Origin of the sequence: Rhizobium phaseoli, assembly GCF_003985125.1 — a bacterium.
GTDB classification, from domain to species: domain Bacteria; phylum Pseudomonadota; class Alphaproteobacteria; order Rhizobiales; family Rhizobiaceae; genus Rhizobium; species Rhizobium phaseoli.
The window spans coordinates 482573-497306 of sequence record NZ_ML133566.1; the positions used below are offsets into that span (position 1 = coordinate 482573).

The following is a 14734-nucleotide window of genomic DNA, read 5'->3' on the forward strand; positions in this document are numbered from 1 at the left end:
TTTTCATTTCAGATCAGAGCGTTGCGCCGAGATGCCAGGGCACGAATTCATTGTCGCCGTAGCCGAAGAGCTCGCTCTTCGTCCTTTTGCCGGAGGCCGTATCGATGATCAGCTCGAAGATCTCACGGCCCTTGCCGCTGATCGTTGCATCGCCGGTGGCAATCGTGCCGCAATCGATGTCCATGTCCTCTTCCATCGCCGCATAGAGCGCCGAATTGCTGGAAAGCTTCAGCGACGGCGCCGGCCGGCAGCCGAAGCAACTGCCGCGGCCGGTGGTAAAGGCGATCATGTTCGCGCCGCCGGCCACCTGGCCGGTTGCCGAGACCGGGTCGTAGCCGGGCGTATCCATGAAGACGAGGCCGGGGGCCGTCACCCGCTCGGCATAACCATAGACCGCCGTCAGCGGCGAACGCCCGCCCTTGGCGACGGCGCCGAGCGATTTTTCCAGGATGGTGGTCAGGCCGCCGCGCTTGTTGCCGGGCGAGGGATTGTTGTCGAGTGAGGCGCCGTGCAGCGCCACATACTCTTCCCACCAGGCGATTTTCTCGTCGAGTTTTTTCGCCACGTCGTCGCTGACGGCGCGGCTGCGCAGCAGATGTTCGGCGCCATAGATTTCCGAGGTTTCCGACAGGATCGCCGTGCCGCCGGCCGCAGCCAGCAGATCGGCGGCCACACCCAGCGCCGGATTGGCGGTGATGCCGGAAAAGCCGTCCGAGCCGCCGCATTGCAGGCCGATGATGATCTCGCCGATCAGGATCGGCACGCGCTTTTCCCGGCCGACATCGGCGGCGATTTCGCGCAGCATCCCCATGGCGCGCTCGACCGCGCGGCGCGAGCCACCGGCATCCTGGATGTTGAAATGCCGCTTCGAGGCGCCGGCACCGCTCTGGCCGTACAGCGTCAGCTGGTTGACCTCGCAGCCGAGGCCGATCATCAGCACGCCGCCGAAATTCACATGCCGTGTATAGCCGGCCAGCGTCCGGTGCAGCACATTCATGCCGTCGCCGGTCGAGCTCATGCCGCAGCCCTGGTCGTGCACGATCGGCACGAAACCGTCGATGCCGTCATAATGCGGCAGGATCGTGCGGTTCGCCTCGTCGGCGATTGCCCGGCAGACCGTGGTGGAACAGTTCACGCTGGCGATGATGCCGATATAATTGCGCGTCGCTGCCCGGCCGTCGGCGCGGCGATAGCCCATGAAGGTGCGCGCCTTGTCTTCGGGCGTTGCCGTCTCCGGCGCCGAATTGGCGGTCGCCGCCAGCCGGTCGTTTTCGAAATGCAGATTGTGGCTGTGCACATGGTCGCCGGCTTTGACCTCCGCCGTGGTGCGGCCGATCGCCTGCCCGTATTTGACCACGGGTGACCCGAGCGGAATATCCGCAATCGCTACCTTGTGGCCGGGATCGATCTTCTGGCGGGCCTCGATACCGGCAACCGTCGAACCCGGCGCAATGGCCGCCGTTGCGACCGCGACATTGTCGCCGGCCGACAGGATGATCCAAGGCTGCTTGTCCAATCTCTTCTCCCTAGAGCGCGATGCCGAAAGTGTGAGCTGTTTTCGGGAGCGCCTGCCGCACGGCAAATGCGCATTGATTTTGTTTTTTATCTACAATAAACATTTTCAAGTCAACGGGAATATTGATCCTGTGGACGAGGGAGGCGATGCGCCGCAGGCGCGCGGAAATACGCTAATGGTCGTTTGAACACGCTCCGGCCTGACTCTCTTCCGCCTTTTGGCGGTGGGGCGTCGTGGCGCGCGGGCGAAAAGCGGGGGTCTGATGGCAAGGCAGAACACGGTCTTCAAGGAAGCCTATAACAGGTATGCCGCGGCCCTGCGCACGGATACCGCGCTGCCCTCGGAGCCGGAAATCGCCGCCCAGCTCGGCGTCAGCCGCTCCACCGCGCGCGCCATCCTGACGCGTCTGAGCGAGGAAGGCATCATCCGCTGGAACAAGCGCCAGAAGATCGTGCTGCGCCAGCCGACCGACCGCGATCTCTTTCCCTCCGAAGAAACCGACTCCCTGCACGACATCATCGAGCGCAGCTTCATGCAGCGCATCCTTGCCGATGATGCGGCGCCCGGCATGCAGATCAACGAATTGGAGCTTGCCCGCGAGATCGGCACCGGCACGACAAGCGTGCGCGAATTCCTGATCCGCTTCTCCCGCTTCGGCCTCATCGAGAAGCGGCCGAACAGCCACTGGACGCTGAAAGGCTTTACCCGCGAATTCGCGCTCGAACTCGCCGATGTCCGCGAGATGTTCGAGCTGCATTCGGCCGCCGAGTTCGGCCGGCTTCCGCGCGACCACCAGGCCTGGACCGATCTTGCCGCCATCCGCGACGACCACCACGCCATGCTCGCCGACATCAACCAGCGCTTCAAGGATTTCTCCGTCCTTGATGAACGTTTCCACCTCCTGATCCACCGCGCCTCGAAGAACCGCTTCATCGCCGATTTCTACGACGCGATCGCCATCGTCTTCCACTATCACTATCAATGGAACAAGACCGCCGCCCGCGAGCGCAACGAGCGCGCCATCCACGAGCATCTGGACTATATCGCCGCACTCGAATCCGGCGACCAGGCGGCCATCGAAAAAGCCTGCCGGATCCACCTGCGCTCCGCCCGCCAGACCCTGCTGCAATCGCTGCCGCAGATCGCGACGGAGAGCGCGTGAGCGTAAGCGAAGGGCGAAAATGTCGTGCCGAGGGGCACACGCACGTCATCATGCTCCGTCGGCAAAACTCTGGGTTGATCAAACTGCAGCGTCAGCGTTATTGAAATAACCAGGCGCACAGTCGGCCTCCACCGCCGCGACAAGGATGAGCGATGGTCAACGGAGAGCAAGTTTCACCGATGCAAAACACCTCTGCCCCATCCAGCAATGGCGAATGGACGTTCGCCGATTTCCTCGGCACCTATCGCTATTGGGCCGTCTTCCTTTCCTCGCTTCTCATCGCCGTCGGCGGCCAGGGCCTGAGCACGGTCTTTCCCGTGATCGCGCAAATGACCGGCAGCAGCGCCCAGACGATCGGGATCTTCTATTTCGGCTCCACCCTCGGCTGGGTCGTCGGCGCCTTCCTCGCCTTTATCGTCGCCGGCCGCCATGGCCGCTCGGCACTGATCTCCCCCATTCTCGTCTGTGCCATCGTCGCCGTCGCTGTTCTGCCGGCGCCTGACCTGTGGGGCTCGCCCAGCTTTCTGCTTTTCTTCGGCCTTGTGCTCGGCGCAGTTCGGGCGGTCTTCCCGCTCGCGAGTGCGATATTTCTGGTCGGCGGGCGTCCAGGCAAAATCGACTTCGGCTGCGCTCTGACACTGATGTCGACGACGATATTGATCTCGGCCTTTGCGCCGGTCGGCGCGTCGTGGCTGTACGAGCTCGATCTCGGCGCCGTGCCGGTCGTTTCCGCTTTTCTGGGCTGCCTGCTCCTTGCTGTCATTTTGCTGGTGCCGGCCGGCAATCTCGCCTTCGACGACGCGCCGCGCCCGCGGCACAAGCCGCTTGCGCCGCGGCAGCGCTCACCTCTTCTCGTTGCCGTCATCCTGATCACCCCGCCGATTCTCATCCTGCTGGCGGCAATCGGCTTTCGTCTGTTCCAGGCAAACGATGTCGGCGTCGGCGATTCTCCGATCGCGCTGCTCTTGGCGCTTCTGGTCTTCGCCATTGCGCTCGCCGCCTTTATCTATCTGGCCTATTGGGTCTACCGCATCCATGGCGAGCTGGCGGGCGCGGCGCCGTCGCAGCACCTGCTCACGCCGCTTGCCGCCATGGTGATCGCGATCCTCGTGCCGCTCGGCTTGCCGGTTCTTCTCATGACCCTTGGCGATCTCCTCAACGAGAGGGCCCGCGACAGAGGCGAGGGAAACGCCGTTTCGATTGCCTGGCTCGGCATCTGGAGTTTCATCCTTCCGCCGGTCGCCATCGCGATGATCCAGAACGCGGCGAATGACAGTTATGTCATCGGCGCAGACAAGGCGTCGTAACGGCCCTCGCGTCTCCTTGAGACCTCCAATTGCCGCGCCCGGTACCGGCCGCATGAAACCTTTTGATTTGTAAGCCGTTGTGAGGCTTATGACCGACGCTACACTCAAACCGAAATCGGTCGACGGCACCGAGGAGCACGGTGCCGAGAAGTCGCGCCCCGAGAAGGCATCGACTGTCGAGGCCGCCCCGCCGCCAGATGCCATCGAACCCAATCCGGATCTCACGCCTGAGGAGGCCGAGCAGGCGCGCAAGCGATATTTGCTGCGGCGTTTCTGGATCAGCGCCCGCCGCTACTGGGGCAGCAGTGGCGACCGGCTTGCCTGGCCGTGCTCGATCGGTCTGCTGGCGATGATCTGCATGAATGTCGGGTTTCAATATGGAATCAATCGCTGGAACCGCGGCATCTTCGACGCCATAGAGCGGCACGATGCCGGTACGGTCTATTACCTCAGCGCCGTTTTCGTGCCGCTGGTGCTTGGAAGCGTCGCGCTTGTGACCGCCCAAGTCTATGTCCGCATGATGATCCAGCGCCGCTGGCGCTCCTGGCTGACGGCGGCGGTGATCGCACGCTGGCTCGCCAACGGCCGGTATTATCAGCTGAACCTGATCGGCGGCGATCACAAGAATCCCGAGGCGCGCATCTCGGAGGATTTGCGCATTGCCACCGAAGCGCCGGTCGATTTCATCGCCGGCGTCATTTCCGCATTCCTGTCGGCCTCGACCTTCATCGTGGTGCTGTGGACGATCGGCGGAGCGCTCGAGCTGCCGGTCGCAGGCATGACCATCACCATTCCCGGCTTTCTCGTCGTCACGGCGGTTCTCTATGCCGTGATCACCTCAACCGTGATCGCGATCATCGGCCGCCACTTCGTCCAGGTCTCGGAGGTCAAGAACCAGGTGGAGGCCGAGCTCCGCTACACGCTCACCCGTGTGCGCGAAAATGGCGAGAGCATCGCCTTGCTCGGCGGCGAGGAAGAGGAACGAAACGACCTCGACAAGACGTTTTCCAACGTGCTCAAGCAATGGGCGCTGCTTGCGCGCCAGCACATGCGCACGACCTTCGTCTCGCACGGGTCGATGCTGATTGCGCCCGTCGTGCCGCTCCTGCTGTGCGCTCCGAAGTTTCTCGCCGGCGGCATGACGCTCGGCGAGGTCATGCAGGCGGCCTCCGCCTTCGCCATCGTTCAGACCGCGTTCGGATGGCTGGTCGACAACTACCCCCGCCTTGCCGACTGGAACGCCTGTGCGCGGCGCATCGCCTCGCTGATGACGTCGCTCGACGGGTTGGAGCGCGCCGAACAGAGCGATGCGCTGAGACGCATCAAGCACGGCGAAACCCAGGGCAATGCAATCCTGAACCTCGACGATCTCTCCGTGTCGCTCGACGACGGCACCGCCGTGGTCAAGGAAACCCAGGTCGAGATCGCGCCCGGCGAGCGGGTGCTCGTCGCCGGGGAATCCGGCTCGGGCAAGAGCACGCTGGTGCGCGCCATTGCCGGTCTCTGGCCCTGGGGTCACGGCAGCGTCGATTTCCACGCCGACCGCCGCCTCTTCATGCTGCCGCAGCGCCCCTATATTCCGTCCGGCACGCTTCGCCGGGCCGTCGCCTATCCCCGCGCCGCCGACAGCTGGACGGCGGCGGAGGTCAAGGCCGCGCTCGCCAAGGTGGGACTGGATTATCTGAACGAGAAGATCGAGGAAGACGCGCCATGGGACCAGATCCTCTCGGGCGGCGAAAAGCAGCGGCTCGCCTTTGCCAGGCTGCTGCTGCACCATCCCGATATCATCGTGCTCGACGAGGCGACCTCGGCGCTCGACGAGAAGAGCCAGGACAGGATGATGGAAACATTGATCGAAGAAATGCCGACGGTGACCATCATCAGCGTCGCGCACCGCGCCGAGCTCGAAGCCTTCCATAGCCGCAAGATCACCCTGGAGCGGCACAAAGGCGGCGCCAAGCTGGTCAGCGATATCGATCTTGGCCCGCGCAAGGCAAGGCGCAACCTGATCATGCGCGTTTTGGACAACCGCCGCTAGAGCATGTCGCGCAAAAGTGTGCAGCGGTTTTGCGGCAACGACATGCGCAAAGAGCTAAAGCGCGAAGAGCGAATCGCTACGCGCTTGAGGCTGCGAGGAGGAAAACGCGGCGGTCAATGCGAGGTCGCTTCGCTTGCCGCCGCCGGCTCTTCGCGCTTCCTGACATGGCCGACCGGGATCAGCCAGGTGGTGAAGAAGGTCAGCACCGCGACGACGACCACGCCCCAGAAGCTCCAGTGCAGGGCCGCGTCGAAGATGCTGCGGATATCAGGATCGGCGGCGAGCGCCGAGAGCCCGGTCGGCTGGTTCAGCGCCTTATGCAGCGCCGCCGCCGTCTCGCCGCTCGCATAATGGCCGATGCCGGCATTGAGGATGGCGCCGAGCACGGTGGCGCCGAGCGTATTGCCGAGGCTGCGGGCAAAGATGATCGAGGCGGTGGCGCTGCCGCGCATCGACCATTCGACGCTATCCTGCACCAGCACGATGCTGGTCAGGCTGATCAGGCCCATGCCGAAGCCCATGAAGAAGGAGCCGGTGCCGGCGAGAACCGGCGAGCTTTCCGGCGTCAGGAACAGCAGGAAACAGGCGCCGAACGGAAACATCAGGCTGCCGACGCGCAGCGTCCGGCGGATGCCGAAAGCCTTGTAGAAGCGGCCGGAGAGCATGACGGCCAAAGGCCAGCCGACGATCAGCATGGTCAGCGTGAAGCCGGCGACAACAGGCGAGCGGCCGAGCACACCCTGCACATAGATCGGCAGGATGGTGGAAAGCCCGATCAGCGCCATGCCGGCAAGCAGCGTCGCCGCATTGCTGGTGGCGATCAGCCGGCGGCTCCAGAGCGCGATCGATATGATCGGCTCCGGCGCCCGTTTCTCCTGGGCGAGGAAGAGAATGCCCGCGACCACGAAGACGGCGAAGAGGGCGAGCAGGATAAAGCCACCGGCATCGGTCTCCGTCAGCATCACGAGCAGGGCGACGATCGAGATCGAAAACAGCACCGATCCGAGATAATCGATCCTTGCCTGCTTGTGCGCGACGTCTTCCTTGAGGAAGATCATGAAGGCGATGATCGAGACGATGCCGATCGGCAGGTTGATCCAGAAGATCCAGGCCCAGGAGATATTGTCGACGATGATGCCGCCGGCAAGCGGCCCGACGACGGCCGAGGTCGCCCAGACGGTCGCCATCGCGCCCTGCACCCGGCCGCGTTCCTCCAGCTTGAAGAGATCGCCGATGATCGTCATCGTCACCGGCTGGATGGCGCCCGCACCCAGCCCCTGCAGCAGCCGGAACAGCACCAGCGACATCATCGACCAGGCAAAGCCGCAGAGCGCCGAGCCGGCGAGGAAGATGATAATGCCGCCGATCAGCACCGGCTTGCGCCCGAAAATATCCGAAAGCTTGCCGTAGATCACCGTCGTCGTCGACTGCGCCAGCAGGAAAGCGGAAAACACCCAGCTGTAATAGGAAAAGCCGCCGAGCTGGCCGACGATCCGCGGCATCGCGGTCGCCACGATCGTCGCCTCGATGGCAACCATGAAGGTCGCGACCATGATGGTCGCGACGACAAGCACGCGGTTCGAGCGATGCGCAGCATTCGACATGACGATCCTCTTCGGGTGCTCCGCGGACGCCGGATAACGGCAGGCTGGCTGAGGTGTGGGGCGATGCGCCATGTGCGGAGGGATGCAGCACTTCTACGACCTGAAAGCCGGTCGGTAAAGCAATTCTCGCGGCAGCCATTGCTTTTGCGCGACGTCAGCCGAAATGAAGGCCCGGCACGAGCGCGGCCGGGCCTTCATTCTATCGGAGGCGGACGCTCGCCCGTCTTCACTGCTGGCATGCCTCGGTGAGTGAGCCGGTACCGGCGGTGCAGCCCGGCACCTGCTGAAGATCCGGATTGACGCCGCCTGGATTGATCGTGCTGCGGTCGCGGTTGAGATCGACGCCGCCCGTGCCAGTCGTGCTGCCGGTGGTGCTGCCGGTCGTACCGGGATCGGTGCCGACAGCGCCGGTACCGGCCGAGCCTGAACCGACGGATCCGGTGCCGGCCGAACCCGTGCCCGAGCTTCCCGAGCCGCCGATGACAGGCGCCACCGAAAGCCGCCCACTGGAATTCGCGCCCCCGGCCGTCTGCGCCACCGCCGAGCCGGCAAGACCGATGGAAAGAAGCGAGACAGCGATGAGTTTGCAGGACATGGTTTGCTCCATCCTTGTTATCTCAAGGGGAGAACCAGTTCGGGAGCGGCAGGTTCCTTGCGGATAGTTCGCAATCGAAAGACGCAACGGCCGCCCTGATGCCCTGCCCTCCATGGACTGCACCCGCTTAAGTTGTGATACAGCCCAGCATTCCCATCCGAGTAGACGAGAAAAAATCGCTGAAGGCTGCGCCGATCGCGACGCTGGTGCTGATTCGGTGATTTTGGCCCTCGGCTGGCGCTGGATTCTCTTTGTTTTCTGGGCACTTGCGGCAGGGGGCGGATGGTATTTGAGTCTGTGAAAAGGGCTGTCAATCGATACTTTTACCGCGAATAAATCTTGTGATACACAAGTCTGTGGAAAACTAGGAATCCATGAAACATTTCAGCGTCTTGAGAGAAGATGGCGTAAATAGGCGGGTTGCTGAAGCCTTAACAGCCGGTATTGTCTCGGTACCGGGCCTATTGCAGGAATCAAACGATTCTGTTTAATGCGTAGCAGTAGCAGGCGGCTCTTTCTTTTATTAAGGAGAAATGCGCCGATGCAGGAAAATGAAAACTCCCTCATCCTTGATTTCAAGAACAGGACTGCGACGGCCAAGGGTCGGTTCGCTATTCTGTCCGTGCTAGCGTTCGTGTTGGTATTCGTGGGTGGCGTCACCTACTTCGGCGGAACTCAGCTGATGGATCGTGTTTCGCCACAGGCCACAGCCTCGATCGCAAAATAAACCCCGCCGTAGCGGGGATTGTGATGTCGCGGTAGCAGAGCAAACGGCCAAGTAGTCCTAGCGCTCCATCACCATCCCCGTTGCTGGACACGGTGGGCTTTCTGTGAGCCTCGACCGACTGTTCACATGGCGTGGCCGTTGTCGATCTTGGTCGTTTCCGTGCTTGTATAGCTAGGCCGGAACAAAAATAGCTTGGCACACCGAAAGGGTGTACCAAGCAATATTCGTTATTCGGCAGCTGTGCTGGCTGTTGGCAAGGCTGCTATCAATCGAGCATTCAAGCGTGGCGAGCTAACCCGCGTTCCACACATTCTGATGATGAAGAAACAGGATGCCGGTCCACGCGGCGACCCGAACTATCTTAAGAGCGCTTGTGCCTCGTTAGACGCTCTTGTGCGTTAAGTCGTCGCCAACGCGCCGGTTACGCGCCACCGTGTTCGCCGGCTAACGAAAGCAAGGCCAAAAACACAGTGGTTTCAGAGGGAAGTGGTGCCGCTTACGTGACTCGAACACGTGACCCCATCATTACGAATGATGTGCTCTACCGACTGAGCTAAAGCGGCATTTGGCGGCCGAAGCGTGCGGCCTGCGATTTGCATGGCGCTGATACAGGCATTGTCCGAAGATTTCAAGCACCCTGTCATGCCTTTGGCAAAAAAGAAGGCAGGTTGTGGAAGGCCGCCTTCAGAGCGAAAGCCGGGCGCGGGCGGCTTTATATTCCGCCTCCAGCCGGTCGACGAGTTTGGCCACCGGCTCGACGGCCTTGACGGCGCCGATGCCCTGGCCGCTGCCCCATATGTCCTTCCAGGCCTTGGCGCCGCCGGTCGCCTGTTCGAAATCCATCTTCGAAGGGTCGGCGACAGGCAGGTTGTCGGGGTCCATGCCGGCGGCGACGATCGAGGGCTTGAGATAGTTGCCGTGCACGCCGGTGAAATAGTTGGAATAGACGATGTCGGCCGCGGCCCCTTCGACGATCGCCTGCTTGTAGGCGTCGGCGGCGCGCGCCTCTTGCGTGGCGATGAAGGGCGAGCCGATATAGGCCATGTCGGCGCCCATCGCCTGCGCGGCGAGAATGGCGCCGCCGGTGGAAATGGCGCCGGCCAGCAGCAGCGGCCCGTCGAACCATTCGCGGATTTCCTGGATCAGCGCGAAGGGCGACAGCGTGCCGGCATGGCCGCCGGCGCCCGATGCCACCGCGATCAGCCCGTCGGCACCCTTGCGGATCGCCGAATGGGCGTGGCGGTTGTTGATAATGTCGTGCAGCACGATGCCGCCATAGGAATGCACGGCGGCGTTGACCTCGGGCACTGCGCCGAGCGAGGAGATGACGATAGGCACCTTGTATTTGACGCAGAGCGAGAGGTCATGCTCCAGTCGCTTGTTCGACATGTGGACGATCTGGTTGACGGCAAAGGGTGCTGCCGGCCGCTGCGGATGGTCGGCGTCGTGGCGGGCAAGCTCCTCGGTGATCTCGGCCAGCCATTCGTCGAGCTGGCTTTCCGGCCGGGCGTTCAGCGCCGGAAAGGCGCCGACGACGCCTGCCTTGCATTGCGCCAGCGTCAATGCCGGATGCGAGATGATGAAGAGCGGCGAGCCGATCACCGGCAGTCGGAGTTTGTCCTTGAGGATCGGGGGCAGGGCCATGGTTCACCGCTCGCATTGACGTTTACGAAAACGTCAATCTCATAACAGAGAAGAAAAGCCGATAAAAGGGCGGCTGCCACGCCTTCGTCGATTTCAGGCCGATATATAAGCCGCGCATAACGGATAGGGTAAGGCCCGCACGCCCGTCAAAGCTGGCGAATATCGCCGGAGATCAACGGCGGGCGGGCCTGCAAGGCTTGCGGTTTGCCGCACTTGCCGCTACCGAATTTTGATGGAGAACGGCGGGGATTGCGGTCCGACGCCGGGTTCAAGGTGAAGGACGTGAAGTGAGCGGATTAGAAACGGCCATCAGAACAGCGCTCGAAAATGCCGATCGCGACAATCCGGAAGTCCGAGCGAGGATCTACCAGTCGGCCCGCCAGGCGCTGGAAGCCGGCTTGCGCAAGCAGGATATTACCGATGCCGACGCCGTCGCCCATCACCGCCACCGCCTGGAAAGCACCATTCATGCCATCGAAGGCGAGGAGCGCGATCGGCTCCACCCCCGCCAGCGGCCGCCCGAGGTGCCGGTGCCGCCGGTTGTCGAAATGCCGGCGCCCCCGGTTCATCGCGGCGACGTCACCGATATCGACAGCCTGATCGACAGTCCGGTGGCCGCCGGCGAAGCCCGCTCTCCCGAGGTGGTCATGCACCGCAGCGACGAGTCGAGCCTCGGCAACGTTCATGCCGGCGATGCCGATCATCTCTCGGCCGCCCCCGCCGGCGAAGAACGGCTGACGCGCGGCGAACGTGCGACCAGCATGGATTTCCGCCCGGAACGGGCGGCGGGCCGCCGCAAGCCGCGCAAGTTCTTTTCGCGGCTTCTCGTCTGGTGCGTGCTCTTCGCCTTCATCGGCATCGGCGCCTGGTGGGCCTATACGTCGGGCCTGCTGTTGACGGCGGCCGAGCGCGACACCAGCGTCGCCAATCCGCCGGCGAGCACCCAGCCGGAGGATTTCACCGGCAATGACGACAGCGCCGGTGATGCCGCCACCCACACCGATCAGCCGGTGACCATCGATCCGCAGAACAGCTTTTCGGCCGACTGGATCCCGGTGTTCAAGCCTGACGAGGCCGACAAAATCAAAAGCGGCCCGCGGGCCCGCACCGAAAATATCACCGAGAATGACGGTCCTGCCGTGCGCCTGATTTCCGAAAGCGGCGCGGCTGACGGCAATATCTCCGTCAGCGTTCCCTCTTCGGTGCTGCAGCAGCTTGCCGGCAAATCCTCGACCATCGCGCTGACGCTGCAATCGACCACCGACGAGCCGACGCAAGTGACGGTGGAATGCGATTTCCAGTCGCTCGGCAACTGCGCCCGCCATCGCTTCAACGTCACCCGCGAAAAATCGGATGCATTGCTGCAGGTAAAGTTCGACCGCTCGCTCGCCCCGAATTCGCCGGGCACGTTGACGATCAACAGCGATCTCGACGGCAAGGCGCGCGGCATCAACCTCTTCGCCATCCGCATCCTGCCGGGGCAGTGACGGCGCTTTTTACAGCGCTACACCTGAGAAGGGGCGGCGCTGTAAGGCATCAGGCAGCTGCGGCAGAGGATCTATTTCAGGAAGCCGGGGCCGGAGCCGATGATCTCTTCGTCGACCTCGCCGAGCGCCGTTTTGTCCTTGCCGTCATAGTCCATCCTGTTCAGCATGTGACGGATGAGCTGCAGACGCGCCCGCCGCTTGTCATTGGCGCGGATGACGGTCCATGGCGCGAAATCCGTATGCGTTTCCTTCAGCATCCGGTCGCGTTTTTCGCTGTAATCGCCCCATTTGGTCAGCGCCGCGATGTCCATCGATGACAGCTTCCAGACCTTCAGCGGATCGTGCCTGCGGTCGTGGAACCGCTTGAGCTGCATCTCCCGGCCGATATCGAGGTAGAATTTGAACAGGAAGATGCCCTCATGGGCGATGATCTTTTCGAGCTGCGGCGCCTGTTTGAGGAAGCCTTCATATTGCTGCGGCGTGCAGAAGCCCATGACCGGCTCGACGCCGGCGCGGTTGTACCAGGAGCGGTCGAACAGCACGAATTCGCCCGATGTCGGGAACTGTGCGACATAGCGCTGGAAATACCATTGCCCCTGTTCGCGTTCGGTCGGCTTGGCGAGCGCGACGACGCGGGCAAGGCGTGGGTTCATATGTGCCGAGGAGGCCGAGATCGCGCCGCCCTTGCCGGCCGCGTCCCGTCCCTCGAACAGCGCCATCACCCGTTTGCCTGATGCCTGCAGCCAGAACTGCACCTTGACGAGTTCCACCTGCAGCTTTTCCAGCTGCGCGAGATAGTCCTCCTCGTTGAGCTTCTTCTTGTAGGGAAACGCGCCGGATTCCAGCGCCTGTTCCTCCACCCAGTCCGGCAGAACCGGGTCGTCGACATCGAAGATGCGCTTCTTGCCGCGGATATCGAGCTCAACGGCCCTGCTTTCGACATCCTCGCCCATATGCTCCTCCATCGCTGATGGTTTATCCCTACGCAGGCGAACATATTTAACGTTGAAAATCAAATCTTTCGCTTGACGCCGGCGATTTTTTCTCAAGCTTTTGCTGTGGCCGGCGCCAGCCGAAAACTTCTGTCATGAATCGCCGCTATCAGGCAGAGTTCAATAAAGAAAATCGAATCGACGCCGCGAGGGCACTTGCAAGACGAAATCCCATGGAGAAAAAGCCTGTTGGCGCGCATCCGGCGTGAACGGCCGGTGCTGCTTGCGGCCATCCTCAGCGCCTTGATTGCTCTTGCCGCCGGCATGAACAAGTGGGTCGTGCTCGTGCTCCTGCTCGTCATGAGCTTGACGGCGCTGTTCAACGAGGCGCCGGTGCTGAAAGCGGAGCCCGCCGAACGGGAGGAGACAGCGCCGGAAGCGCCGCCGAGCCGCCTGCCTGATGTTTCCGCCACGCTTGCCGGCCTCGATATTCCCGTCATGGTGCTGTCGGACGACGCCTCGGTGCTCTTCCAGAACCGCGCCGCCGAAAAGGCCTTCGGCGAAGTGGCGCTCGGCGCCCATATCTCGGCCCGGCTGCGCTCGCCCGGCGTGCTCGACATGGTGCGCGAAACCATCGCCACCAATGCGCCGAACCAGATCGAGCATGCCGAACGGCTGCCGTCCGAGCGCGTCTATATCGTCCGCAGCGCGCCTGTCGAATTCCAGGCCGACGGCCAGCGTGAGCGGTTCTTCATCCTCTCCTTCCGCGACATATCGGAGGTCCGGCGCATCGACCGCATGCGCTCGGATTTCGTCGCCAATGCCAGCCACGAGCTGCGTACGCCGCTTGCCTCGCTGCGCGGCTTCATCGAGACCATCCAGGGGCCGGCGAAGAACGATCAGAAGGCGCAGGCGCAGTTCCTGGGCATCATGTTCGACCAGACGACACGCATGAGCCGGCTGGTCGACGACCTCCTGTCGCTCTCGCGCCTGGAGCTGAAATCGCATATCGCGCCGGATGAGAAGGTCGATCTGGTGCCGCTGCTCGGCCATGTCCGCGACTCGCTGGTGCCGCTGGCCAGAGACGTCGGCGTCGAGATCAACCTGCATCTGCCCGACGGCAAGGTCGAGGTGCTGGGAGACCGCGACGAGCTCGTCCAGGTCTTCGAGAACCTGATGGAAAATGCCTGCAAATACGGCCAGGAAGGCAAGGTCGTCGACGTCCGGCTGAAGAACGGCGCCGGCGGGCCGGTGGAGGTCAGCATCATCGACAAGGGGCCGGGCATCCCGGCCGAGCACGTCCCGCGTCTGACCGAACGCTTCTACCGCGTCAGCATCGAGGACAGCCGCTCGAAAAAAGGCACCGGCCTCGGCCTCGCCATCGTCAAACACATCCTCACCCGCCACCGCGCCCGCCTGATCGTCAAATCCGAAGTCGGCAAGGGCACGGATTTCACGGTGCGGTTCTGACCGGACGGAGAGGTCTGCCCCTCTCCCGGTTCGGACGGGGAGAGGGGACGTGCCAGACGAGGGGCCGAGTTAAAGTCCCCTCTCCCCGTTTGCGGGGAGAGGGTTAGGGTGAGGGGCAACACCCAGGTACAGCCCGGGCAGATCCCTGACAGAATGAACCGGGTTGATGGTTGACAAGTCATAGTGCGTCGGAGGGAGGGCTTCCGATGCCATTTGTGGAGACTTGTCGCATGGAAGAACGTGTTCGGATGC

At 62.8% G+C, this 14734-nt stretch carries 12 protein-coding genes and 1 tRNA gene; 7 read left to right on the top strand and 6 right to left on the bottom strand.

Annotation, left to right across the window (positions count from 1 at the left end):
• Positions 1-13: 13 nt before the first annotated feature.
• Positions 14-1516 (bottom strand): UxaA family hydrolase, encoded by a 1503-nt coding sequence (locus EFD56_RS05525; protein ID WP_037143136.1) that lies wholly within the window; start codon positions 1514-1516, stop codon positions 14-16.
• Between EFD56_RS05525 and EFD56_RS05530 the strand changes: the two genes are divergently transcribed.
• The 4 genes from EFD56_RS05530 to EFD56_RS05545 all read left to right on the top strand — a co-directional run bounded on the left by EFD56_RS05530 (position 1509) and on the right by EFD56_RS05545 (position 6023).
• Positions 1509-1703: a hypothetical protein gene (locus EFD56_RS05530; protein ID WP_126904899.1), complete on the top strand. Its 195-nt coding sequence runs from the start codon at positions 1509-1511 to the stop codon at positions 1701-1703. The genes EFD56_RS05525 and EFD56_RS05530 overlap by 8 nt on opposite strands.
• Positions 1704-1778: 75 nt before the next feature.
• Positions 1779-2678 carry a GntR family transcriptional regulator gene (locus EFD56_RS05535; RefSeq protein ID WP_064842203.1) on the top strand — a complete coding sequence of 300 codons (900 nt, stop codon included), beginning with the start codon at positions 1779-1781 and terminating at the stop codon, positions 2676-2678.
• Positions 2679-2857: 179 nt separating this feature from the next.
• Complete coding sequence (locus EFD56_RS05540) at positions 2858-3985, top strand: MFS transporter (protein ID WP_126904900.1); 1128 nt, start codon at positions 2858-2860, stop codon at positions 3983-3985.
• Positions 3986-4073: 88 nt separating this feature from the next.
• The gene (locus EFD56_RS05545) at positions 4074-6023 is read left to right on the top strand and encodes an ABC transporter ATP-binding protein/permease (RefSeq protein WP_126904901.1); all 1950 of its coding nucleotides are present in this window, start codon (positions 4074-4076) and stop codon (positions 6021-6023) included.
• A gap of 113 nt (positions 6024-6136) precedes the next feature.
• Here the strand turns inward: EFD56_RS05545 and EFD56_RS05550 are convergent, their stop codons facing one another.
• Both EFD56_RS05550 and EFD56_RS05555 read right to left on the bottom strand, forming a co-directional pair.
• On the bottom strand, positions 6137-7627 hold the full coding sequence (locus EFD56_RS05550) for an MDR family MFS transporter (protein ID WP_126904902.1): 1491 nt from the start codon (positions 7625-7627) through the stop codon (positions 6137-6139).
• A 226-nt stretch (positions 7628-7853) separates the two neighbouring features.
• Positions 7854-8222 carry a hypothetical protein gene (locus tag EFD56_RS05555; protein WP_126904903.1) on the bottom strand — a complete coding sequence of 123 codons (369 nt, stop codon included), beginning with the start codon at positions 8220-8222 and terminating at the stop codon, positions 7854-7856.
• A gap of 541 nt (positions 8223-8763) precedes the next feature.
• Here EFD56_RS05555 and EFD56_RS05560 point away from each other — a divergent pair.
• On the top strand, positions 8764-8949 hold the full coding sequence (locus EFD56_RS05560; RefSeq protein ID WP_126904904.1) for a hypothetical protein: 186 nt from the start codon (positions 8764-8766) through the stop codon (positions 8947-8949).
• Between the two features lie 487 nt (positions 8950-9436).
• On the opposite strand, the gene EFD56_RS05565 is transcribed toward EFD56_RS05560, so the two are convergent.
• Positions 9437-9512: transfer RNA gene (locus tag EFD56_RS05565), tRNA-Thr, on the bottom strand.
• Between the two features lie 121 nt (positions 9513-9633).
• Positions 9634-10593 carry an NAD(P)H-dependent flavin oxidoreductase gene (locus EFD56_RS05570; RefSeq protein WP_126904905.1) on the bottom strand — a complete coding sequence of 320 codons (960 nt, stop codon included), beginning with the start codon at positions 10591-10593 and terminating at the stop codon, positions 9634-9636.
• A 287-nt stretch (positions 10594-10880) separates the two neighbouring features.
• Here EFD56_RS05570 and EFD56_RS05575 point away from each other — a divergent pair, with 287 nt between their 5' ends.
• On the top strand, positions 10881-12080 hold the full coding sequence (locus EFD56_RS05575) for a hypothetical protein (RefSeq protein WP_012482553.1): 1200 nt from the start codon (positions 10881-10883) through the stop codon (positions 12078-12080).
• Between the two features lie 71 nt (positions 12081-12151).
• Here the strand turns inward: EFD56_RS05575 and ppk2 are convergent, their stop codons facing one another.
• Complete coding sequence (gene ppk2, locus EFD56_RS05580) at positions 12152-13033, bottom strand: polyphosphate kinase 2 (protein ID WP_010020420.1); 882 nt, start codon at positions 13031-13033, stop codon at positions 12152-12154.
• Between the two features lie 228 nt (positions 13034-13261).
• Between ppk2 and phoR the strand changes: the two genes are divergently transcribed.
• Positions 13262-14482: a phosphate regulon sensor histidine kinase PhoR gene (gene phoR / locus EFD56_RS05585; protein ID WP_126904906.1), complete on the top strand. Its 1221-nt coding sequence runs from the start codon at positions 13262-13264 to the stop codon at positions 14480-14482.
• Positions 14483-14734: the final 252 nt, after the last annotated feature.

Coding starts and splice junctions, on each gene's coding strand:
- EFD56_RS05535 (WP_064842203.1), top strand. CDS start 1,779: ATGGCAAGGCAGAACACGGTCTTCAAGGAAGCCTATAACAGGTATGCC.
- EFD56_RS05540 (WP_126904900.1), top strand. CDS start 2,858: ATGCAAAACACCTCTGCCCCATCCAGCAATGGCGAATGGACGTTCGCC.
- EFD56_RS05545 (WP_126904901.1), top strand. CDS start 4,074: ATGACCGACGCTACACTCAAACCGAAATCGGTCGACGGCACCGAGGAG.
- EFD56_RS05550 (WP_126904902.1), bottom strand. CDS start 7,627: ATGTCGAATGCTGCGCATCGCTCGAACCGCGTGCTTGTCGTCGCGACC.
- EFD56_RS05555 (WP_126904903.1), bottom strand. CDS start 8,222: ATGTCCTGCAAACTCATCGCTGTCTCGCTTCTTTCCATCGGTCTTGCC.
- EFD56_RS05560 (WP_126904904.1), top strand. CDS start 8,764: ATGCAGGAAAATGAAAACTCCCTCATCCTTGATTTCAAGAACAGGACT.
- EFD56_RS05570 (WP_126904905.1), bottom strand. CDS start 10,593: ATGGCCCTGCCCCCGATCCTCAAGGACAAACTCCGACTGCCGGTGATC.
- ppk2 (WP_010020420.1), bottom strand. CDS start 13,033: ATGGGCGAGGATGTCGAAAGCAGGGCCGTTGAGCTCGATATCCGCGGC.